The 16119-nt window shown below is 62.7% G+C and carries 14 protein-coding genes; 8 read left to right on the forward strand and 6 right to left on the reverse strand.

The window, feature by feature from the left end; all coding sequences use genetic code 11:
• Nucleotides 1-15: 15 nt before the first annotated feature.
• The 4 genes from ACSSVG_RS17020 to ACSSVG_RS17035 all read right to left on the reverse strand — a co-directional run bounded on the left by ACSSVG_RS17020 (nucleotide 16) and on the right by ACSSVG_RS17035 (nucleotide 2717).
• On the reverse strand, nucleotides 16-963 hold the full coding sequence (locus ACSSVG_RS17020; RefSeq protein WP_492415709.1) for a pilus assembly protein TadG-related protein: 948 nt from the start codon (nucleotides 961-963) through the stop codon (nucleotides 16-18).
• Between the two features lie 80 nt (nucleotides 964-1043).
• Complete coding sequence (locus tag ACSSVG_RS17025; protein WP_492415710.1) at nucleotides 1044-1451, reverse strand: TadE/TadG family type IV pilus assembly protein; 408 nt, start codon at nucleotides 1449-1451, stop codon at nucleotides 1044-1046.
• A gap of 104 nt (nucleotides 1452-1555) precedes the next feature.
• Nucleotides 1556-1750 carry a Flp family type IVb pilin gene (locus ACSSVG_RS17030; protein WP_492415711.1) on the reverse strand — a complete coding sequence of 65 codons (195 nt, stop codon included), beginning with the start codon at nucleotides 1748-1750 and terminating at the stop codon, nucleotides 1556-1558.
• Between the two features lie 322 nt (nucleotides 1751-2072).
• On the reverse strand, nucleotides 2073-2717 hold the full coding sequence (locus tag ACSSVG_RS17035) for a prepilin peptidase (protein WP_231339513.1): 645 nt from the start codon (nucleotides 2715-2717) through the stop codon (nucleotides 2073-2075).
• A gap of 287 nt (nucleotides 2718-3004) precedes the next feature.
• Between ACSSVG_RS17035 and rplM the strand changes: the two genes are divergently transcribed.
• The 3 genes from rplM to glmM all read left to right on the forward strand — a co-directional run bounded on the left by rplM (nucleotide 3005) and on the right by glmM (nucleotide 5527).
• Nucleotides 3005-3448: a 50S ribosomal protein L13 gene (gene rplM / locus ACSSVG_RS17040; RefSeq protein WP_011775554.1), complete on the forward strand. Its 444-nt coding sequence runs from the start codon at nucleotides 3005-3007 to the stop codon at nucleotides 3446-3448.
• A gap of 38 nt (nucleotides 3449-3486) precedes the next feature.
• Entirely contained in the window at nucleotides 3487-3993 is a 507-nt protein-coding gene (gene rpsI, locus ACSSVG_RS17045; protein ID WP_011775553.1) for a 30S ribosomal protein S9, read from the forward strand.
• 169 nt (nucleotides 3994-4162) lie between these two features.
• Nucleotides 4163-5527, forward strand: coding sequence for a phosphoglucosamine mutase (glmM, locus tag ACSSVG_RS17050; RefSeq protein WP_492415712.1), 1365 nt, complete (start codon nucleotides 4163-4165; stop codon nucleotides 5525-5527).
• Between the two features lie 67 nt (nucleotides 5528-5594).
• Here glmM and ACSSVG_RS17055 read toward each other — a convergent pair whose 3' ends face one another.
• Nucleotides 5595-6431, reverse strand: coding sequence for a M15 family metallopeptidase (locus ACSSVG_RS17055; protein ID WP_492419233.1), 837 nt, complete (start codon nucleotides 6429-6431; stop codon nucleotides 5595-5597).
• Between the two features lie 46 nt (nucleotides 6432-6477).
• On the reverse strand, nucleotides 6478-7449 hold the full coding sequence (gene coaA / locus ACSSVG_RS17060) for a type I pantothenate kinase (RefSeq protein WP_026539842.1): 972 nt from the start codon (nucleotides 7447-7449) through the stop codon (nucleotides 6478-6480).
• Nucleotides 7450-7588: 139 nt separating this feature from the next.
• Between coaA and glmS the strand changes: the two genes are divergently transcribed.
• From glmS to treY, 5 genes are all read left to right on the forward strand, one after another.
• Nucleotides 7589-9472, forward strand: a complete 1884-nt coding sequence (gene glmS, locus ACSSVG_RS17065) for a glutamine--fructose-6-phosphate transaminase (isomerizing) (protein WP_231339515.1) — start codon at nucleotides 7589-7591, stop codon at nucleotides 9470-9472.
• A 4-nt stretch (nucleotides 9473-9476) separates the two neighbouring features.
• Nucleotides 9477-9824 (forward strand): holo-ACP synthase, encoded by a 348-nt coding sequence (locus ACSSVG_RS17070; protein WP_018760400.1) that lies wholly within the window; start codon nucleotides 9477-9479, stop codon nucleotides 9822-9824.
• A gap of 17 nt (nucleotides 9825-9841) precedes the next feature.
• The gene (locus ACSSVG_RS17075; protein WP_492415713.1) at nucleotides 9842-11419 is read left to right on the forward strand and encodes an NAD(P)H-hydrate epimerase; all 1578 of its coding nucleotides are present in this window, start codon (nucleotides 9842-9844) and stop codon (nucleotides 11417-11419) included.
• Nucleotides 11420-11488: 69 nt separating this feature from the next.
• On the forward strand, nucleotides 11489-13768 hold the full coding sequence (gene glgX, locus ACSSVG_RS17080) for a glycogen debranching protein GlgX (protein WP_231339517.1): 2280 nt from the start codon (nucleotides 11489-11491) through the stop codon (nucleotides 13766-13768).
• Nucleotides 13765-16077 (forward strand): malto-oligosyltrehalose synthase, encoded by a 2313-nt coding sequence (gene treY / locus ACSSVG_RS17085; protein WP_492415714.1) that lies wholly within the window; start codon nucleotides 13765-13767, stop codon nucleotides 16075-16077. Before glgX ends, treY begins: the two co-directional genes overlap by 4 nt.
• Nucleotides 16078-16119 lie beyond the last annotated feature (42 nt).

Below are 16119 nucleotides of genomic sequence, written 5' to 3' on the forward strand. Positions count from 1 at the left end.
CGGCGTTTCAGTCGACTATTCAGTGAGCATGACCACTGAGGCCCCGTAATTGGGGGTTCCCTCGGTAGCCTGCATGCCCTCTTCGAGCGAAACGAAGCGGGAGAAATACCCCTGGAGTCCGCGGCAATTTCCGTTGCAGCTCGGAGCGAGGGGATCTACAACGGCCCCAGAGCCGCTGAACTTGTAGCCGGTTACCTGGAAGGCGGCGAAGCCAATAAGCGTGTACTTCGCATTGCTGCCATTACCAGTCGCCGTCTTGAAAAGGGGGATGAGCGCGGGCTCATCCATGATGGTGGCCAAGGCTGCATTGCAGCCAGTCGCATTCGGGAAGTGATTGCCGGTCTGACCATTGACGGTTGAGTTCAGGTTAATGTCAGTCGAGCAGCCAGCGTTGGTGACGAGCCATCCGAATCCCCCCGGCTGGTAGCCATTCTGCGCGGCGCACCCCGGGACAGTCGGTGCATTCGTGTCATACCTGAGCAAGATGTGCGTCGGTACCGGATCACCCGAGAAGTTTCCGGTTGAGTTCAGCGATGCCAGTTGCGTTGGTGAGAGGTATTTCTTGAATACACACTCACTGACCGTCCAGGGGAGAGTCGTTGCCGAAGATGGAGCACCCCAGGACGCCTCAGCTGCTGCATCCACCGTCGCCGATTCGATTCCGAGGGCGCGCGCAAAGAACAACGAGAAACTGTTTTGTCCGGCCGTGTCTCTGGCATTGGCGACCACTCGTACGGTAGTTGCAGCCGGGAAGGTGACAGTTGCGCCGCTGGCATTGTCGTTCGCATTGCTGTTGGCGAATTGATTCCCCGTGGCCGCACTGTTGCCGCAGCTTCCGCCGGCGCAGTCCGTGGCGATGGCGAGAGCGGCTGCGTCAGCGCCATTCTGCAACTGTGCCTTTTCCGCGTAGAGTGCGCCGACATCCACGGCCAGTGCTGCGAAGCCGAGAAGGACAACCATCATTCCGGCAACGATGATTGTGGCGGCGCCTCTCTCGGACTCTTGCGGATCAGTGCCTAACCGAGCCCGTCGGCGGATGCGAGCTAACCACCGCATCTCATTACCCCTACTCCGGTCATGTTCATTGGAAAGAGACCCGGCGCGCCAAACAGGCCCGAGTCGAGAAATCCGGACATTGAAGGCAGAGACACGCTGGTTGTCACGGTGACATTGCCGCCTGGAGCGCAGCTCGACGCGTTGTCGCTAACCGAAACGCCCAAGCCATCGAGCGAAGGTGCGGACGAGAGCGCAGTCCCAGCTACGTCCACTGCGCCGTCCTGGTAATGAACAGCTGCGAAGCGGGCACCCTCGCGGGCTGCTTGCGTCAGTGAAACTTGAACGTTCAGGGCTCTTCCGAACTCAATGACCCCTACCAGAATCAGCAGGAGGAGCGGCAAGATGATTGCCATTTCCACGGCTACTGCGCCGCGTTCTTTCTCTTTCGTTTTCACGAGCATCTCCCAGGCCCAGAATCGCGGAAGCAAATGTGGCGTTAAGAGGAGGATTGGCTGCGCCGGCGACTGGATCGCCAGCGCAGCCAACCGCAATTTTCGGTTTAGAGCTGGCCAGCAACGCCGATGAACAGGTCGCGGATGGCGGGGCCCAAAATCAGAAGGCCCGCGATCACGACAATTGCGATCAACGAGACCATGAGGCCGTATTCAACCATCGTCGCGCCCTTCTCCTCCTTGACCAAGCGGGTCTTGACGCCGGCGATGAACGAAGTGACAGAAAGCATAAGTGCAGACATTGGAATTTCCTTCCCAGAAAAAGCATTTGCGAATTGGGTTATAGGTCCAGCAAATTATCGGAATTTGCTTCGACTCCCGAACTACCCCCATGGTGCCTTTAGCGGTCCGGAATTCGATGAGATAAGAATTCACCCTGGAAAGCGGCTGCGACAATGCGTAGCCGTACTCGACTTGGGGAGGGGGGTGCTACTCGCCGGCGCGAGCGGAGGGCAGGAAGTACTCGGTTTCCGATGAAAAAGGGGTCGAAACTACTTGGTTTCGAAAGCTGCCTTATTAATTGGGGAACGTGTGCCGGGGGAGGTAAGTGCGTACTAAGCCGGACTAGCTCATGACCAGGACGACGCCAAGGGCGGCGATGACCATTGCCGGGCCATGGGCCGTTTCCGCAGGCTTTTCCGCGCGTCGCAGGCGCAACATCACTACCGTGAGCACCCCGCCCACCACAAATCCCAGTAGTCCCCCGAAGAGTACTTGCTGCCAACCCAAGTACCCCAAGTACATGCCAACGGGTGCTGCGAGCTTCACGTCGCCCATTCCGATGCTGCCAGGCGAAAAAAGTCCGAGAATCAGGTAGCCAAGGAAGAGGATTGCCCCTGCGGCGAGGGCCCGGAAGAGCTCGGGCCACCCGGGGGCGAGGACGGCGGGCAGCGCCAGGAGCAGCAAGCCGCCGCCAAGCAGTACGGCAATAAGGGCATTAGGCAGTAGATGCAGCGTGAAATCGATCCGCGAAAGCTGTACGCCAATTAGTGCCAGTAAAAGAAATGCCGGCAGTTCCAAAGAGATGCCGAACCGCCACGCGAGCAAGCCAAACAGCAGCGCGGTGACTGCCGCCGTCGTGATGCGGACCTTGGGGGAGGGGAGCCCGCCAAATAGCGGCAGCCGCCACGAGATGAGCCATTCTGCGGCCGGACTCAGCAGGAGGCCGGCCAGGGCGACGATGAGCGGAAAGGCGGGCCCGTCGGACATGTACTCTCCCTCAATCAGTGCGCGACCCCCGGGGGCGGATACCCCATTTTGACCCGGACGCCCCGTTGACGGTATTGTTTAGAGTCGTTGTGCGTGTCCTATCTCGATGACACATGCCTTACGGGGGATCCAGTTGCAGGATCGCTAACTCCTGAGGCATTTCGAGATCTTGGGATGACTGGTACATAGAGCCCTCACCTCTGCTCCGGTAGCGCATACATAGTAGGTACACGCCTTATTGCGTGTCGCCTAAAACATGAACGCCAGAACAAGAACGAGGCAAAACCGTGCGTACGTACACCCCGAAGCCCGGCGATATCAACCGCCAGTGGCACGTCATTGACGCCACCGACGTTGTCCTTGGTCGTCTTGCCAGCCAGACCGCAACACTGCTGCGCGGAAAGCACAAGCCGACCTTTGCGTCCCACATGGACATGGGCGACTTCGTCATCATCATCAACGCTGAAAAGGTTGCCCTCACCGGCGCCAAGCTGGAGCAGAAGCGCGCATACCGCCACTCCGGTTACCCGGGCGGCCTGACCTCCGTCAACTACGCCGAGCTGTTGGAATCCAACCCGGTTCGCGCTGTTGAGAAGGCCATCAAGGGCATGCTCCCCAAGAACTCCCTCGCCGCTCAGCAGCTGGGCAAGCTCAAGGTCTACGCAGGCCCCGAGCACCCCCACGCTGCACAGCAGCCGAAGACTTTCGAAATCACCCAGGTCGCCCAGTAGTCCTGGCCACCAACCAACTTTTCATTACAAGGAGAACCGTGGCTCAGAACGAAGAACTGACCGCCGAAGCCGTCGAGGCTGAGGAAACCCTCACCAGCTACACCTCGGAAAGCACGTCTGCTGAAGACGCGCCGAAGAAGGAGCGCCCGGCGCTGACCGTTGCAGGCGCAGCTGTTGGCCGCCGCAAGGAAGCCGTTGCGCGCGTTCGCGTTGTTCCGGGTTCCGGCAAGTGGACCATCAACGGCCGCACGCTGGACAACTACTTCCCGAACAAGCTGCACCAGCAGGATGTCAACGAGCCCTTCAAGATCCTTGATCTTGAAGGCGCCTACGACGTCATCGCCCGTATCCACGGCGGTGGCATCTCCGGCCAGGCCGGTGCACTGCGCCTCGGCGTTGCTCGCTCGCTGAACGAGATCGACGTCGACAACAACCGCGCCACCCTCAAGAAGGCCGGCTACCTCAGCCGTGACGCCCGCGTCATCGAGCGTAAGAAGGCCGGTCTCAAGAAGGCTCGCAAGGCTCAGCAGTACTCCAAGCGTTAATTCGCTTCACCCCGGATCGCTGGGGTATCGAAAGCCCGTTCCGCCGTTTCGGCGGGGCGGGCTTTCGTCGTTAACGCCGAGGGTTAACAGCGCCGGGAATGGCTCGCATGTGACGCTCCGACACGCCCCCTGGACGGCCGGTGTCCCGTCGTCGTCTAAACTTGAGCCGATGTCTAGATTATTTGGAACAGATGGCGTGCGCGGTCTCGCGAATGGATTGCTCACCGCAGAGCTGGCTATGCAGCTCGCCCAGGCCGCCGCCGTCGTACTCGGCCATGACCGCACAACCAACGGCAAGCGGCCGCGCGCCGTCGTCGCCAGGGACCCCCGGGCGAGTGGTGAGTTCCTTGCCGCCGCCGTGGAAGCGGGGCTTTCCAGCTCCGGCATCGACGTCTATGACGCCGGTGTTCTTCCCACGCCTGCGGCCGCCTACCTGGTGGCAGATCTCGACGCCGATTTCGGCGTTATGTTGTCGGCCTCGCACAACCCCGCTCCGGACAACGGCATCAAGTTCTTCGCCCGGGGCGGCCAGAAGCTCCCGGACCACGTCGAGGACGCCATCGAGGCGCAGCTTGGCAAAGAGCCGCAGCGCCCGATTGGAGCGGACGTTGGACGCATCCAGCGGTTCTCCGACGCTGAAGACCGCTACATCGTGCACCTGCTGGGCACGCTTCCCAAGCGCCTGGATGGCCTGAAGGTAGTCCTCGACTGCGCCCACGGCGCAGCGAGCGGTTGTTCACCCCAGGTATTCAAGGATGCCGGCGCGGACGTCGTCGTTATCGGCGCCGAACCGGACGGCCTGAACATCAACGAGGGCGTGGGCTCCACCCACTTGGGCCCGTTGAAGGAAGCTGTGCTTCAGCACGGCGCAGACCTTGGCGTGGCCCACGACGGCGACGCCGACCGCTGCCTTGCCGTGGACCACGAGGGCAACGAAGTGGATGGCGACCAGATCATGGCCATCCTGGCATTGGCTCTCAACGACGCCGGAAAGCTCAAGGACAGCGTCCTTGTTGCGACCGTCATGAGCAACCTCGGGCTCAAGATCGCCCTTAAGGGTGCCGGTATCACCATCCGCGAAACCGGAGTGGGTGACCGCTACGTGCTCGAAGAAATGCGCGACGGCGGCTACAACCTCGGCGGCGAACAGTCGGGCCACGTGATCTTCTCCGACTACGCAACCACAGGCGATGGCGTCCTGACCGGTTTGCAGCTCGCAGCCCAGGTAGCCCTGACCGGCCGCAGCCTCAAGGATCTTGCGACGGCGATGACTAAACTCCCGCAGCTGATGATCAACGTCAAGGGCGTGGACAAGGCCCGTGCCGGTACTGATGAAGGCGTTGCCGCTGCTGTGGCTGCAGCGGAACTCGAATTGGGCGAGACCGGCCGCGTGCTCCTCCGCCCCTCCGGTACCGAGGCATTGGTCCGCGTCATGGTGGAAGCCGCTGACATGGAGACGGCTGAGCGAATCTGCAGTGGTCTTGCTGCAGTGGTCAAGGAGCGTTTGGGCGCTTCCAGCGAGATGGCTGTCTAAGAAGTCTGAGAATGGCTTCGGCCCGCTCCCCTCTACAGGCGGGGAGCGGGCCGAAGCCGTTTAAGGGCTAAAGGTAGTCGGGTGCCGCTTCGAGCCCGAAGTACTCTTCCAGCGTCGCGATGCCGCGCGCCGACATATCGGTGGCAGCCTCCGCACCGATGTAGCGCAGGTGCCAGGACTCATAGAAATAGCCCGTGGTGTCATGGAACATCCACGGATAGCGGACCACGAAGCCAAACTTGTGCGCGTTGGCTTTCGCCCACACTGCTGCGGGCTGTTCGGCAAAGCATGGCTGGAAGCTGCATGCCCCTCCGCCGTCTCCGATGTCGAAGGACCAGCCCGTCTGGTGTTCGGAATGCCCCGGGCGGGCTGAGGCGCGGTCTGCTGCCGCTTGACCCGTGCTGGCCACGTACCCGCCATAAGTGGCCACTTGGGTGGAGTAGGAGCGGTAGCCCGAAGCCAACGTCATGATGACGCCCCCCGCCGCAGCGGCCGCGAAGAGCTTTTCTGCGGCAGCCGCCGTCGTGCTGTTCAGCAACGCAGCTTCGCCGCTGACCGCGAGGCGGATGTTTGGCTGGACCAAATCTGCCGGGACGAAGTCCTGGGGGTTGAGGGGGCGGTGTTTGTTGACAATGACCCAGGGGCTGGTGGGGTCCGTCAGCGAATGCTGCGGAGCGACGGCGCTGGAGGGGGCAGAACTGGATGGCACGGCACTGGGTGATGGCGTAACAGCGTCCGGGGGTACCGTCGCCGGAGCCGTAGTAGAGGCGCTGGAAGCGATCCCAGAGGGCACAGCCGGGGTTGAAGCAGCCCCGCTTGCGGCATTGGCGGCGACGGGGGAGGGGACAGCGTTCTCGGGCGTGCACGCAGCCAGGGCGGCCATTCCCGCGCCGGCCGTCAGCATGGCCGCGAAGGTACGTCGGCTGGGCAGCGGCGTCGGATCGGCCACGCTAGACCTTCCTCAGCAGCATGCGGCGGATGGAGTGGTCGGCGTCCTTGGTGAGCACCAGTTGCGCCCGGCCGCGGGTAGGCAGCACGTTTTCCTCGAGGTTGGGTTCGTTGATGCGCTTCCAAATGCCGCGGGCGGTCGATTCGGCGTCGTCATCGGACAGCGTGGCATAACGGTGGAAGTAGGACTCCGGCTGCGCGAAGGCTGTGGTCCGCAGCTTCCGGAAGCGGTCCACGTACCACTCCTCGATGTAGGAGGTCTTGGCGTCCACATAAATGGAGAAGTCGAAGAAGTCGCTGACAGCCAGTCCTTGCTTGCCGTCCATGCGGGGGCGGGCGGGGGCGAGGACGTTCAGGCCCTCCACGATCAGGACATCGGGACGCCGAACCACCACTTCCTTGCCCGGAACAATGTCGTACGTTACGTGGGAATACCAAGGTGCCCGAACCTCTTCGGCGCCACCTTTGACTTCCGAGACGAAGCGAAGGAGCCCGCGGCGGTCATATGACTCGGGAAATCCCTTGCGTTCGAGCAGGTGCCGGCGTTTGAGCTCGGCCAAAGGGTAGAGGAAGCCATCCGTGGTGATGAGTTCCACGTTGGGGGTCCCGGGCCAGCGTCGGAGCATTTCCCGGAGCACGCGGGCGATGGTGGATTTGCCGACAGCGACGGAGCCTGCGACGCCGATGACGAACGGCGTGCGTTGGGTTTGTTCGCCCAGGAAGGTGGTTGTTGCCGCGTGGAGCTGGTGCGATGCCTGGACATACAGGTGCAGGAGCCGTGAAAGCGGAAGGTAGACCTCCCGGACTTCCTTCATGTCCAGGGGATCGCCGAGGCCGCGGAGACGGAAGATGTCCTCTTCGTTGAGGGGCTGCTCCATCTGCGCTGCAAGCCTGGACCACGTTTGGCGGTCCAGCTCTACAAACGGGGAAGCGCCGTCGCCATTAGCTTCGGTGCGTTGCAAAGTCACGCTCATGATTCTGCCCTCCACGCGGCGGATCAGGAAATGCGCGACGACGGGAGGGTGAATTGTGAGGGTTGGACATCATACTGGCAAGAGGAGGAGCTGGGATGTCCCACGTCAGTTGTTTGCGCTAGCCGTTAGGCTTGTACCCATGTGTGGAATCGTAGGCTATGTTGGCAATTCGTCTCGCAAGGCAGCTGGTCACAGCGCCCTTGACGTCGTCGTGGAAGGGCTGCGCCGTCTTGAGTACCGCGGCTATGACTCCGCAGGCGTCGCAGTGGTGGCTGACGGGGCAATCTCGTCCCGTAAAAAGTCCGGCAAGCTGAGCAACCTGATCAGTGAACTGGAAGCAAACCCAGTCCCTGAATCCCTGACCGGCATCGGCCATACCCGTTGGGCTACCCACGGCGGCCCCACCGACCGCAACGCGCACCCGCACCTCTCCGACGGCGGCCGCCTTGCACTTATTCACAACGGCATCATCGAAAACTTCGCCGAACTCAAGCAGGAACTGCTCGCCAAGGGCGTTACCTTCGAGTCCGAAACCGACACCGAAGTTGCAGCCGCCCTGGTTGGCGACATCTTCCGCACCGAGCTCAATGGCGACGGCGGCAACCTCACCGAGGCAATGCGCCTGGCTTGCCAGCGACTCGAGGGCGCTTTCACCCTTCTTGCAGTGCACGCAGACCAGCCCGACGTCGTCGTTGCTGCCCGCCGTAACTCTCCGCTGGTAGTGGGCCTGGGCGATGGCGAAAACTTCCTCGGCTCCGACGTCTCCGGCTTCATTGACTACACCCGTCGTGCCGTGGAACTGGGCCAGGACCAGATCGTCACCATCACCGCGGACTCCGTGGAAATCACCGACTTCTTCGGCGCTCCTGCCGAAGGCAAGGAATACCACGTCGACTGGGACCCGGCATCTGCCGAAAAGGGTGGCTTCAACTCCTTCATGGAGAAGGAAATCCACGACCAGCCGGACGCCGTTGCGCAGACCCTCCTGGGCCGCTCGGATCTTGACGGCAAGCTGACCCTGGACGAGCTCCGTATCGACCCGGAGCTCCTCAAGCAGGTAGACAAGATCATCGTGCTGGCTTGCGGTACCGCGGCCTACGCCGGCCTGGTTGCCAAGTACGCCATCGAGAACTGGTGCCGTATCCCCACTGAGGTGGAACTCGCGCACGAGTTCCGCTACCGCGATCCGATCGTCGACTCCAACACGCTGGTGGTTTCCATCAGCCAGTCCGGCGAGACCATGGATACGCTGATGGCCGTCCGTTACGCCCGCGAACAGGGCGCCAAGACGATCTCCATCTGCAACACCAATGGTTCGACCATCCCGCGTGAATCCGACGCCGTGCTCTACACGCACGCCGGCCCGGAAATCGCAGTTGCTTCAACCAAGGCGTTCCTGGCGCAGATCACCGCTGCCTACCTCCTGGGCCTGTACCTGGCGCAGCTGCGCGGCAACATCTTCTCCGGCCAGATCAAGGACGTCCTCGCGGACCTCAACAAGATCCCGGCCAAGATCCAGCACATCCTGGACAACGCAGGACCCCTGCGTGAGCTCGCCCGCAGCATGAAGGACGAGAAGTCCGTGCTGTTCCTGGGCCGCCACGTTGGCTACCCGGTTGCCCTCGAAGGCGCCTTGAAGCTCAAGGAAATCGCGTACATCCACGCTGAAGGCTTCGCCGCCGGTGAGCTCAAGCACGGTCCGATCGCCTTGATCGACGACGGCCAGCCGGTCTTCGTCGTGGTGCCGTCCCCGCGTGGCCGCGACTCCCTGCACTCCAAGGTGGTCAGCAACATCCAGGAAGTGCGTGCACGTGGTGCCCGTACCTTGGTGATCGCTGAAGAAGGCGACGAGTCGGTCAAGGACTACGCAGAGCACGTGTTCTACGTTCCCGAGACGCCCACGCTGCTGATGCCGCTGCTCACCACCGTTCCGCTGCAGATCTTCGCTGCTGAACTGGCCGGCGCCAAGGGCTACGACGTAGACCAGCCGCGTAACCTCGCCAAGAGCGTGACCGTAGAATAACGCCATGATTGTTGGCATTGGCGTAGACGTCGTAGACATCGAGCGGTTCGGCCGGCAGTTGGAACGGACGCCCGGACTCCGGGACCGCCTGTTTGTTCCTGCCGAACGGGAGCTCAACACCCGGTCCTTGGCCGCCCGATTCGCAGCCAAGGAAGCCGTGGCCAAGGTTTTGGGCGCTCCAGCGGGCATGAACTGGCAGGACTGCTGGATCGGCCTCGACCAGAATGGCCCTACGGTCCAGGTCAAAGGAACCGTGCTTGCCGTGGCCGAGGCCAAGGGCGTCAAGCGCTGGCACCTGTCCATAAGCCACGACGGCGGCATCGCTACGGCGACTGTCCTCGCCGAGGGCTGAACGGACCCTCAACAGCAATGATCAGCGCCTTCACCGGACAACAGATCAGGGATGCGGAACAACCGCTCCTGGACTCCGGTGAGGGCGCTGTTCTTATGCAACGGGCTGCTTATGGCCTTGCCCAAGCCGTGGTTCGCGAGGTCAAGCGCCGGCGCAGGCTCACCGGTGCCGGCGTCACGGTCCTTGTGGGCAAAGGCAATAACGGTGGGGATGGCCTCTTTGCCGCGGCCTTTCTTGCGGGCCGGGGAATGCGCGCGACGGCGGTACTCGCCGCTGCCGAGGTCCATCCTGAGGCGCTGGCTGCTTTTGTTTCGTCCGGTGGTCGGGCACTGCGCTTGGAACCCGGGAACGCTGAAGAGCTCGCCGTCCTATGCGCCGGCGACGACGTGATCATTGATGCGTTGCTGGGCACAGGGGGCCGTGGGGGCTTACGCGGCGCCTCTGCGGAACTGGTTGCGTCCCTGCAGGAACTGCGTCCGCGGTTGGTAGTGGCGTGCGATGTCCCCAGCGGGCTCGATGCCAACACCGGAGAAGTGCACTGGCCGGTGCTGGACGCCGACGTCACGGTGACTTTCGGTGGCATCAAGGCCGGGCTGATGACGGATCCGGGCGAAGGATGTTGCGGACGTATCGAACTCGTACGAATCGGTATTGAGGAGTCGCTGCCACCCGAAGACGCTGAGTTGCGCCGCCTCACTTCCTCGGAGTTGGGCGCGCTGCTGCCCATGCCTGGCCGGCGTGCCCACAAGTATTCCCGCGGTGTCCTTGGCGTTGTGGCAGGTTCTGTGCGTTTCGCCGGTGCCGCTGTCCTGGGAGTCCATGCAGCGGCCCTTGCTGGCGCGGGGATGGTGCGGTACCTCGGCCCCCAAACCGTCGCGCAGCTAGTGCTGGCCCAAACCCCGGAAGCGTTGTGGGAATCCGCTGAGGCTGGCCGCGTCCAAGCGTGGTTGCTGGGCTCCGGTGTTGACGGCGAGGAACAATTGGAACGCGCCAAGGACACCGCTGCGGCGGCTTTCGCGGCTGATTTGCCTGTGGTGGTAGATGCCGGCGCACTGAGCCTTCTGCCGGAACGCTGCCCGCCCCACTGGATCCTGACCCCACATGCAGGCGAACTCGCCACCTTGCTGGCATCCCTTCCTTCCACGGGCGAGGTGGCCGTGACGCGGGACGACGTCGAATCCCGGCCGTTGCACTTCGTACGGCAGGCCGCTGAACAGACCGGCGCAACCGTGCTCCTGAAGGGCGCAACCACCCTGGTGGCCTCGCCGTCGGGCGTTGTTTTCAGCCAGTCCGAGGGCACCGCGTGGATGGCGACTGCAGGCAGCGGCGATGTTCTGGGCGGCGTGGTGGGCGCCTTGCTGGCGCAGTGTGCAGAATCGATCACGGACGACGACGGCGCGTACGCCCGCTTGGGCTTGGACGTTGCCGACCGCTGGGCTGCCTTGGCTGCCGTTGCCGCGAGCGTCCACGGCCGGGCAGGATCGGCAGCGTCCGCAGAATTGGATGGCGGCCCCATTACAGCGTCGGCGATCATGGCCGCGGTACCGCGCGTCATTGGTTCGCTCAACGCGGAATGCGACCGTACAAGACCGTAAGGTTACTGTCCGTGTCATGGGTCATGAGTAGGCTTGCAGCAGTTGTTCGCATCATCAAGAGGAGAACGCATGGAAGTCTGGCCTGGATCGGCTTATCCGCTGGGTGCCACCTTTGACGGCACCGGCACCAACTTTGCGCTGTTTAGCGAGAAGGCCGAGAAAGTGGAACTGTGCCTCTTCGACGACGACGGCGGGGAAGTCCGCGTTGACGTCACCGAGGTGGATGGTTACGTGTGGCATTGCTACCTCCCGCAAGCCCAGCCGGGGCAGAAGTACGGCTACAGGGTCCATGGCCCCTACGACCCCGATGCGGGTCAGCGCTTCAACCCCAACAAGCTGCTGCTGGATCCTTACGCCAAGGCCATCCACCGGCAGATTGACTGGGACCCGTCCCTGTTCTCGTACAACATGGGCGATCCTGAATCCCGGAATGATGAGGATTCAGCGCCGCACATGATGCTGGGCGTAGTCATCAACCCGTTCTTCGACTGGGACGGCGACAAGCTCCTGCGGATTCCGTACCACAAATCGGTTATCTACGAGGCCCACGTCAAGGGACTGACCCAGATGCATCCTGAGGTTCCCGAGGAGCAGCGCGGCACATATGCCGGAGTCGCGCATCCTGCGGTGATTTCCCACCTGCAGAAGCTTGGCATTACTGCCATTGAGCTGATGCCGGTCCACCAATTCGTCAACGACGGCATCCTGCAGGACAAGGGCCTGAATAACTACTGGGGTTACAACACCATTGGTTTCTTTGCGCCCCACAACAGTTACAGCTCCAAGGGCGATACCGGCCAGCAGGTCCAGGACTTCAAGGCCATGGTGCGCGCGCTGCACACCGCGGGCATCGAAGTCATCCTGGACGTGGTGTACAACCACACGGCAGAGGGCAACCACCTGGGACCCACGTTGTCCTTCAAGGGCATCGACAACTCTGCGTACTACCGCCTGGTGGAAGACGACCAGAAGTACTACATGGACTACACCGGCACGGGAAACTCGCTGAATGTCCGGAGCCCGCACTCCCTTCAACTGCTCATGGACTCCCTGCGCTACTGGGTGACCGAGATGCACGTGGATGGTTTCCGCTTTGACCTCGCTTCCACGCTGGCCCGCGAGTTCTACGACGTCGACAAACTCTCCACCTTCTTCGAACTCATCCAGCAGGATCCGGTGGTTTCCCAGGTGAAGCTCATAGCCGAGCCGTGGGACGTTGGTCCCGGCGGCTACCAGGTGGGGAACTTCCCGCCGCAGTGGACTGAATGGAACGGCCAGTACCGCGATACTGTCCGCGACTTCTGGCGCGGGGAACCGTCCACCTTGGGTGAATTCGCGTCACGGTTGACCGGCTCCGCAGATCTTTATGAGCACTCGGGCCGCCGACCGGTGGCATCGATCAACTTCGTCACTGCCCATGATGGCTTCACCCTGGCTGACCTCGTTTCCTACAACGAGAAACATAATGAGGCCAACGGCGAAGACAACAACGACGGCGAATCCCACAACCGCTCTTGGAACTGCGGCACCGAAGGACCCACCGAGGACCCCACAGTCCTGGGCCTGAGGGCGCGCCAACAGCGCAACTTCATCGCCACGCTTTTCCTCTCGCAAGGCGTCCCCATGCTGCTCCACGGCGACGAGCTCGGCAGGACACAGCGCGGCAACAACAACGGCTACTGCCAGGACTCTGAACTGACGTGGATCAACTGGGAGAACGTGGACCAGCCGCTCATCGAGTTCACCGCTGCCGTGTGCGCCCTGCGTGCCAAGCACCCCAGCTTGCGCCGCAGCCGGTTCTTTGACGGACGTCCGGTGTTGCGTGGTGAAGGGGAACGCCTCCCGGACATCGTTTGGTTGGACGCTGACGCGAGCACCATGAGTCCTTCCGACTGGGATGAGGCGTTGGGCCGTTCGGTGGGCGTGTTCCTCAACGGCGACGGTATCCACGGCCGGGATAACCAGGGCCGGCGCATTACCGACGTCAACTTCCTCCTCTACTTCAACGCGGATCAGGACGAGGTAGGCTTCCGGATTCCTTCGGACGAGTACGCACCCGCATGGGATGTCATGATCGACACCGCCGGAGAAGGAGCCGAGGCAGGTGTCGTCAAGCCGGACCAGATCCTCATGGTCGGCGCCAAGTCCCTGGTAGTGCTGCGTGCGCACAGCACACCCGAAGTGGAGCCCGACCACTCTGTGGCAGCGTCGCTGGCTGCGCTGACCCAGACGAGCACTCCGGAAACGGCGTCCATCACGGCTCCTGCTGTGACGTCGCTGCCCTTCGACTACAAGGGAGACGCCCCTGCCGACGAGGAGTCCGGAACAACGAAGAAAGCGGACTCATGAGGACTCCCGTCTCGACGTACCGGCTCCAGATCCGGCCAAGCTTCACGCTCCAGGACGCTGCCGAGGTCACTGGCTACCTTCGGTCCCTTGGAGCTGACTGGGTCTATGTCTCGCCGATCCTTACGGCGGAGGAGGGCTCGGACCATGGCTACGACGTCACCGATCCCTCCACCGTGGATCCCGCACGCGGCGGTCCGGAGGGGCTCGCTGCCCTGTCCCAGGCCGCCCGTGAGCAGGGTCTGGGCATTCTTGCCGACATAGTGCCCAACCACATGGGCGTTGCCTCTCCCGGGCAGAACGCCTGGTGGTGGGACTTGTTGAAGGAGGGGCGCGCGTCCAAGTACGCCGAGGCCTTTGACGTCGACTGGGACTTCGGGGGCGGGAAAATCCGCATCCCCATCCTGGGCAGCGACGACGACCTTGACCAGCTCACAATCGTGGACGGTGAGCTGCACTATTATGATCACCGGCTCCCGCTGGCCGAGGGCACTTACAGCGACGGGGAGAGCCCACGGGATGTCCATGCGCGGCAGCACTACGAGTTGGTGGGTTGGCGCCGGGCCGATGCGGAACTGAACTACCGCCGGTTCTTCGCAGTGAACACCTTGGCCGGCGTACGCGTGGAGATCCCCTGGGTCTTTGACGAGTCCCATGAAGAGATCGTCCGCTGGTTCCGTGAGGGGCTGGTGGACGGCCTCAGGATCGACCACCCGGACGGCCTGGCGGATCCTGAGGGTTACCTCACCAGGCTCCGCGAGGCAACGGGTGGGGCCTACCTTCTTGTCGAGAAGATCCTGGAACCGGGGGAGGCGCTGCCGGATACCTTCGACTGTGAAGGCACCACCGGCTATGACGCACTCGCTGACGTGGACCGCCTGTTTGTGGACCCGGCTGCGGAGGAATACCTCGACTCCTTGGATGCCAGATTGCGGGATGCGGAGGCTCCGGCGGACTACGAAGCCATGATCCATGGGACCAAGCGCCGTATTGCGGACGGCATCCTGCGCTCGGAAATCCTTCGGCTCGCGCGTCTTGTGCCGGAGGCCGCCCAATTGTCTCCGGAGATGGCAGCTGACGCCATCGCGGAAGTCATCTGCTGCTTCCCCATCTACCGAACGTATCTCCCGTATGGGCAGGAGATCCTTCTGGAGTCCATCAACCGTGCGGCGGAGAGCCGCGAAGACCTGAAGGCGGTGCTGGAAGACCTGACGCCGTACCTCTTGGACACTGAGGGCGAGCTCGCCCGGCGTTTCCAGCAGACGTCCGGTATGGTGATGGCCAAGGGCGTGGAGGACACGGCGTTCTTCCGCTACACACGGCTGGGGACACTCACCGAGGTGGGTGCAGACCCCACCGAGTTTGCTTTGTCCACCCAGGACTTCCACGAACGCATGGCGCGTCGCCAAGCTGAACTGCCGCTGTCCATGACTACCTTGAGCACGCACGATACCAAGCGCAGCGAGGACGCCCGGGCACGGATCTCCGTCATTTCCGAGGCTGTCCCGGAATGGGAATTGTTCCTCGGGACGGTCCAGGAGCTGGCCCCTATCCCGGATGGACCCTTGGCTGCACTCGTGTGGCAGTCGATCGTTGGCGCGTGGCCGGCTGATCGTAGCCGGCTCCAGTCGTACGCGTTGAAAGCGGCCCGTGAGGCCGGCAATTCCACCAACTGGACCGACCCCAACCAGGAGTTCGAACGCCACCTGGCTGCCGCCGTCGACGCCGCGTTTGATGCGCCGGAAGTTGCCGCAGCCATCGCGAACTTCGTAGCTGAGCTCGAACCGTACGGCACCTCCAACTCGCTGTCCGCCAAGCTCATTCAGCTGACCATGCCCGGTGTCCCGGATGTTTACCAAGGCACTGAATTCAGGGATGGTTCGCTGACCGATCCTGACAACCGGCGCCCCGTGGATTTCCAGGCCCGCATCGCAGCATTGGCAGATGTGGACAAGGGGGCGAAGCCCGCTTACACCGAGGAAGCCGCCAAGCTCCTTGTTGTCTCCCGGGCCTTGAGGCTACGCCGCGACCGCCCCGAATTGTTTGGGGGCTACCGCGCCGTGGATGTTCATGGCGAAGCGGCGGCCCACGTGGTTGCCTTCGACCGGGGATCGGATGCCCCGGGTGCTGTGGCCGTTGGCACTCGCCTGCCCAAACGCCTGGCAGCCGATGGCGGCTGGCGCGGTACGGCCATCGAACTGGCAACGAACGTCCGGGACGAACTCACCGGAGCTACGTACAGTGCCGGTGCCGTCCCGGTGGCCACTCTCCTGGGGCAGTACCCGGTGGCCCTTTTGGTGCCCACCGACTGATTTCGAACCACCCTCACCGTCACTGCAACGCACGCTTGAATA

Source organism: Paenarthrobacter sp. E2MeOHC11 (genome assembly GCF_058744955.1).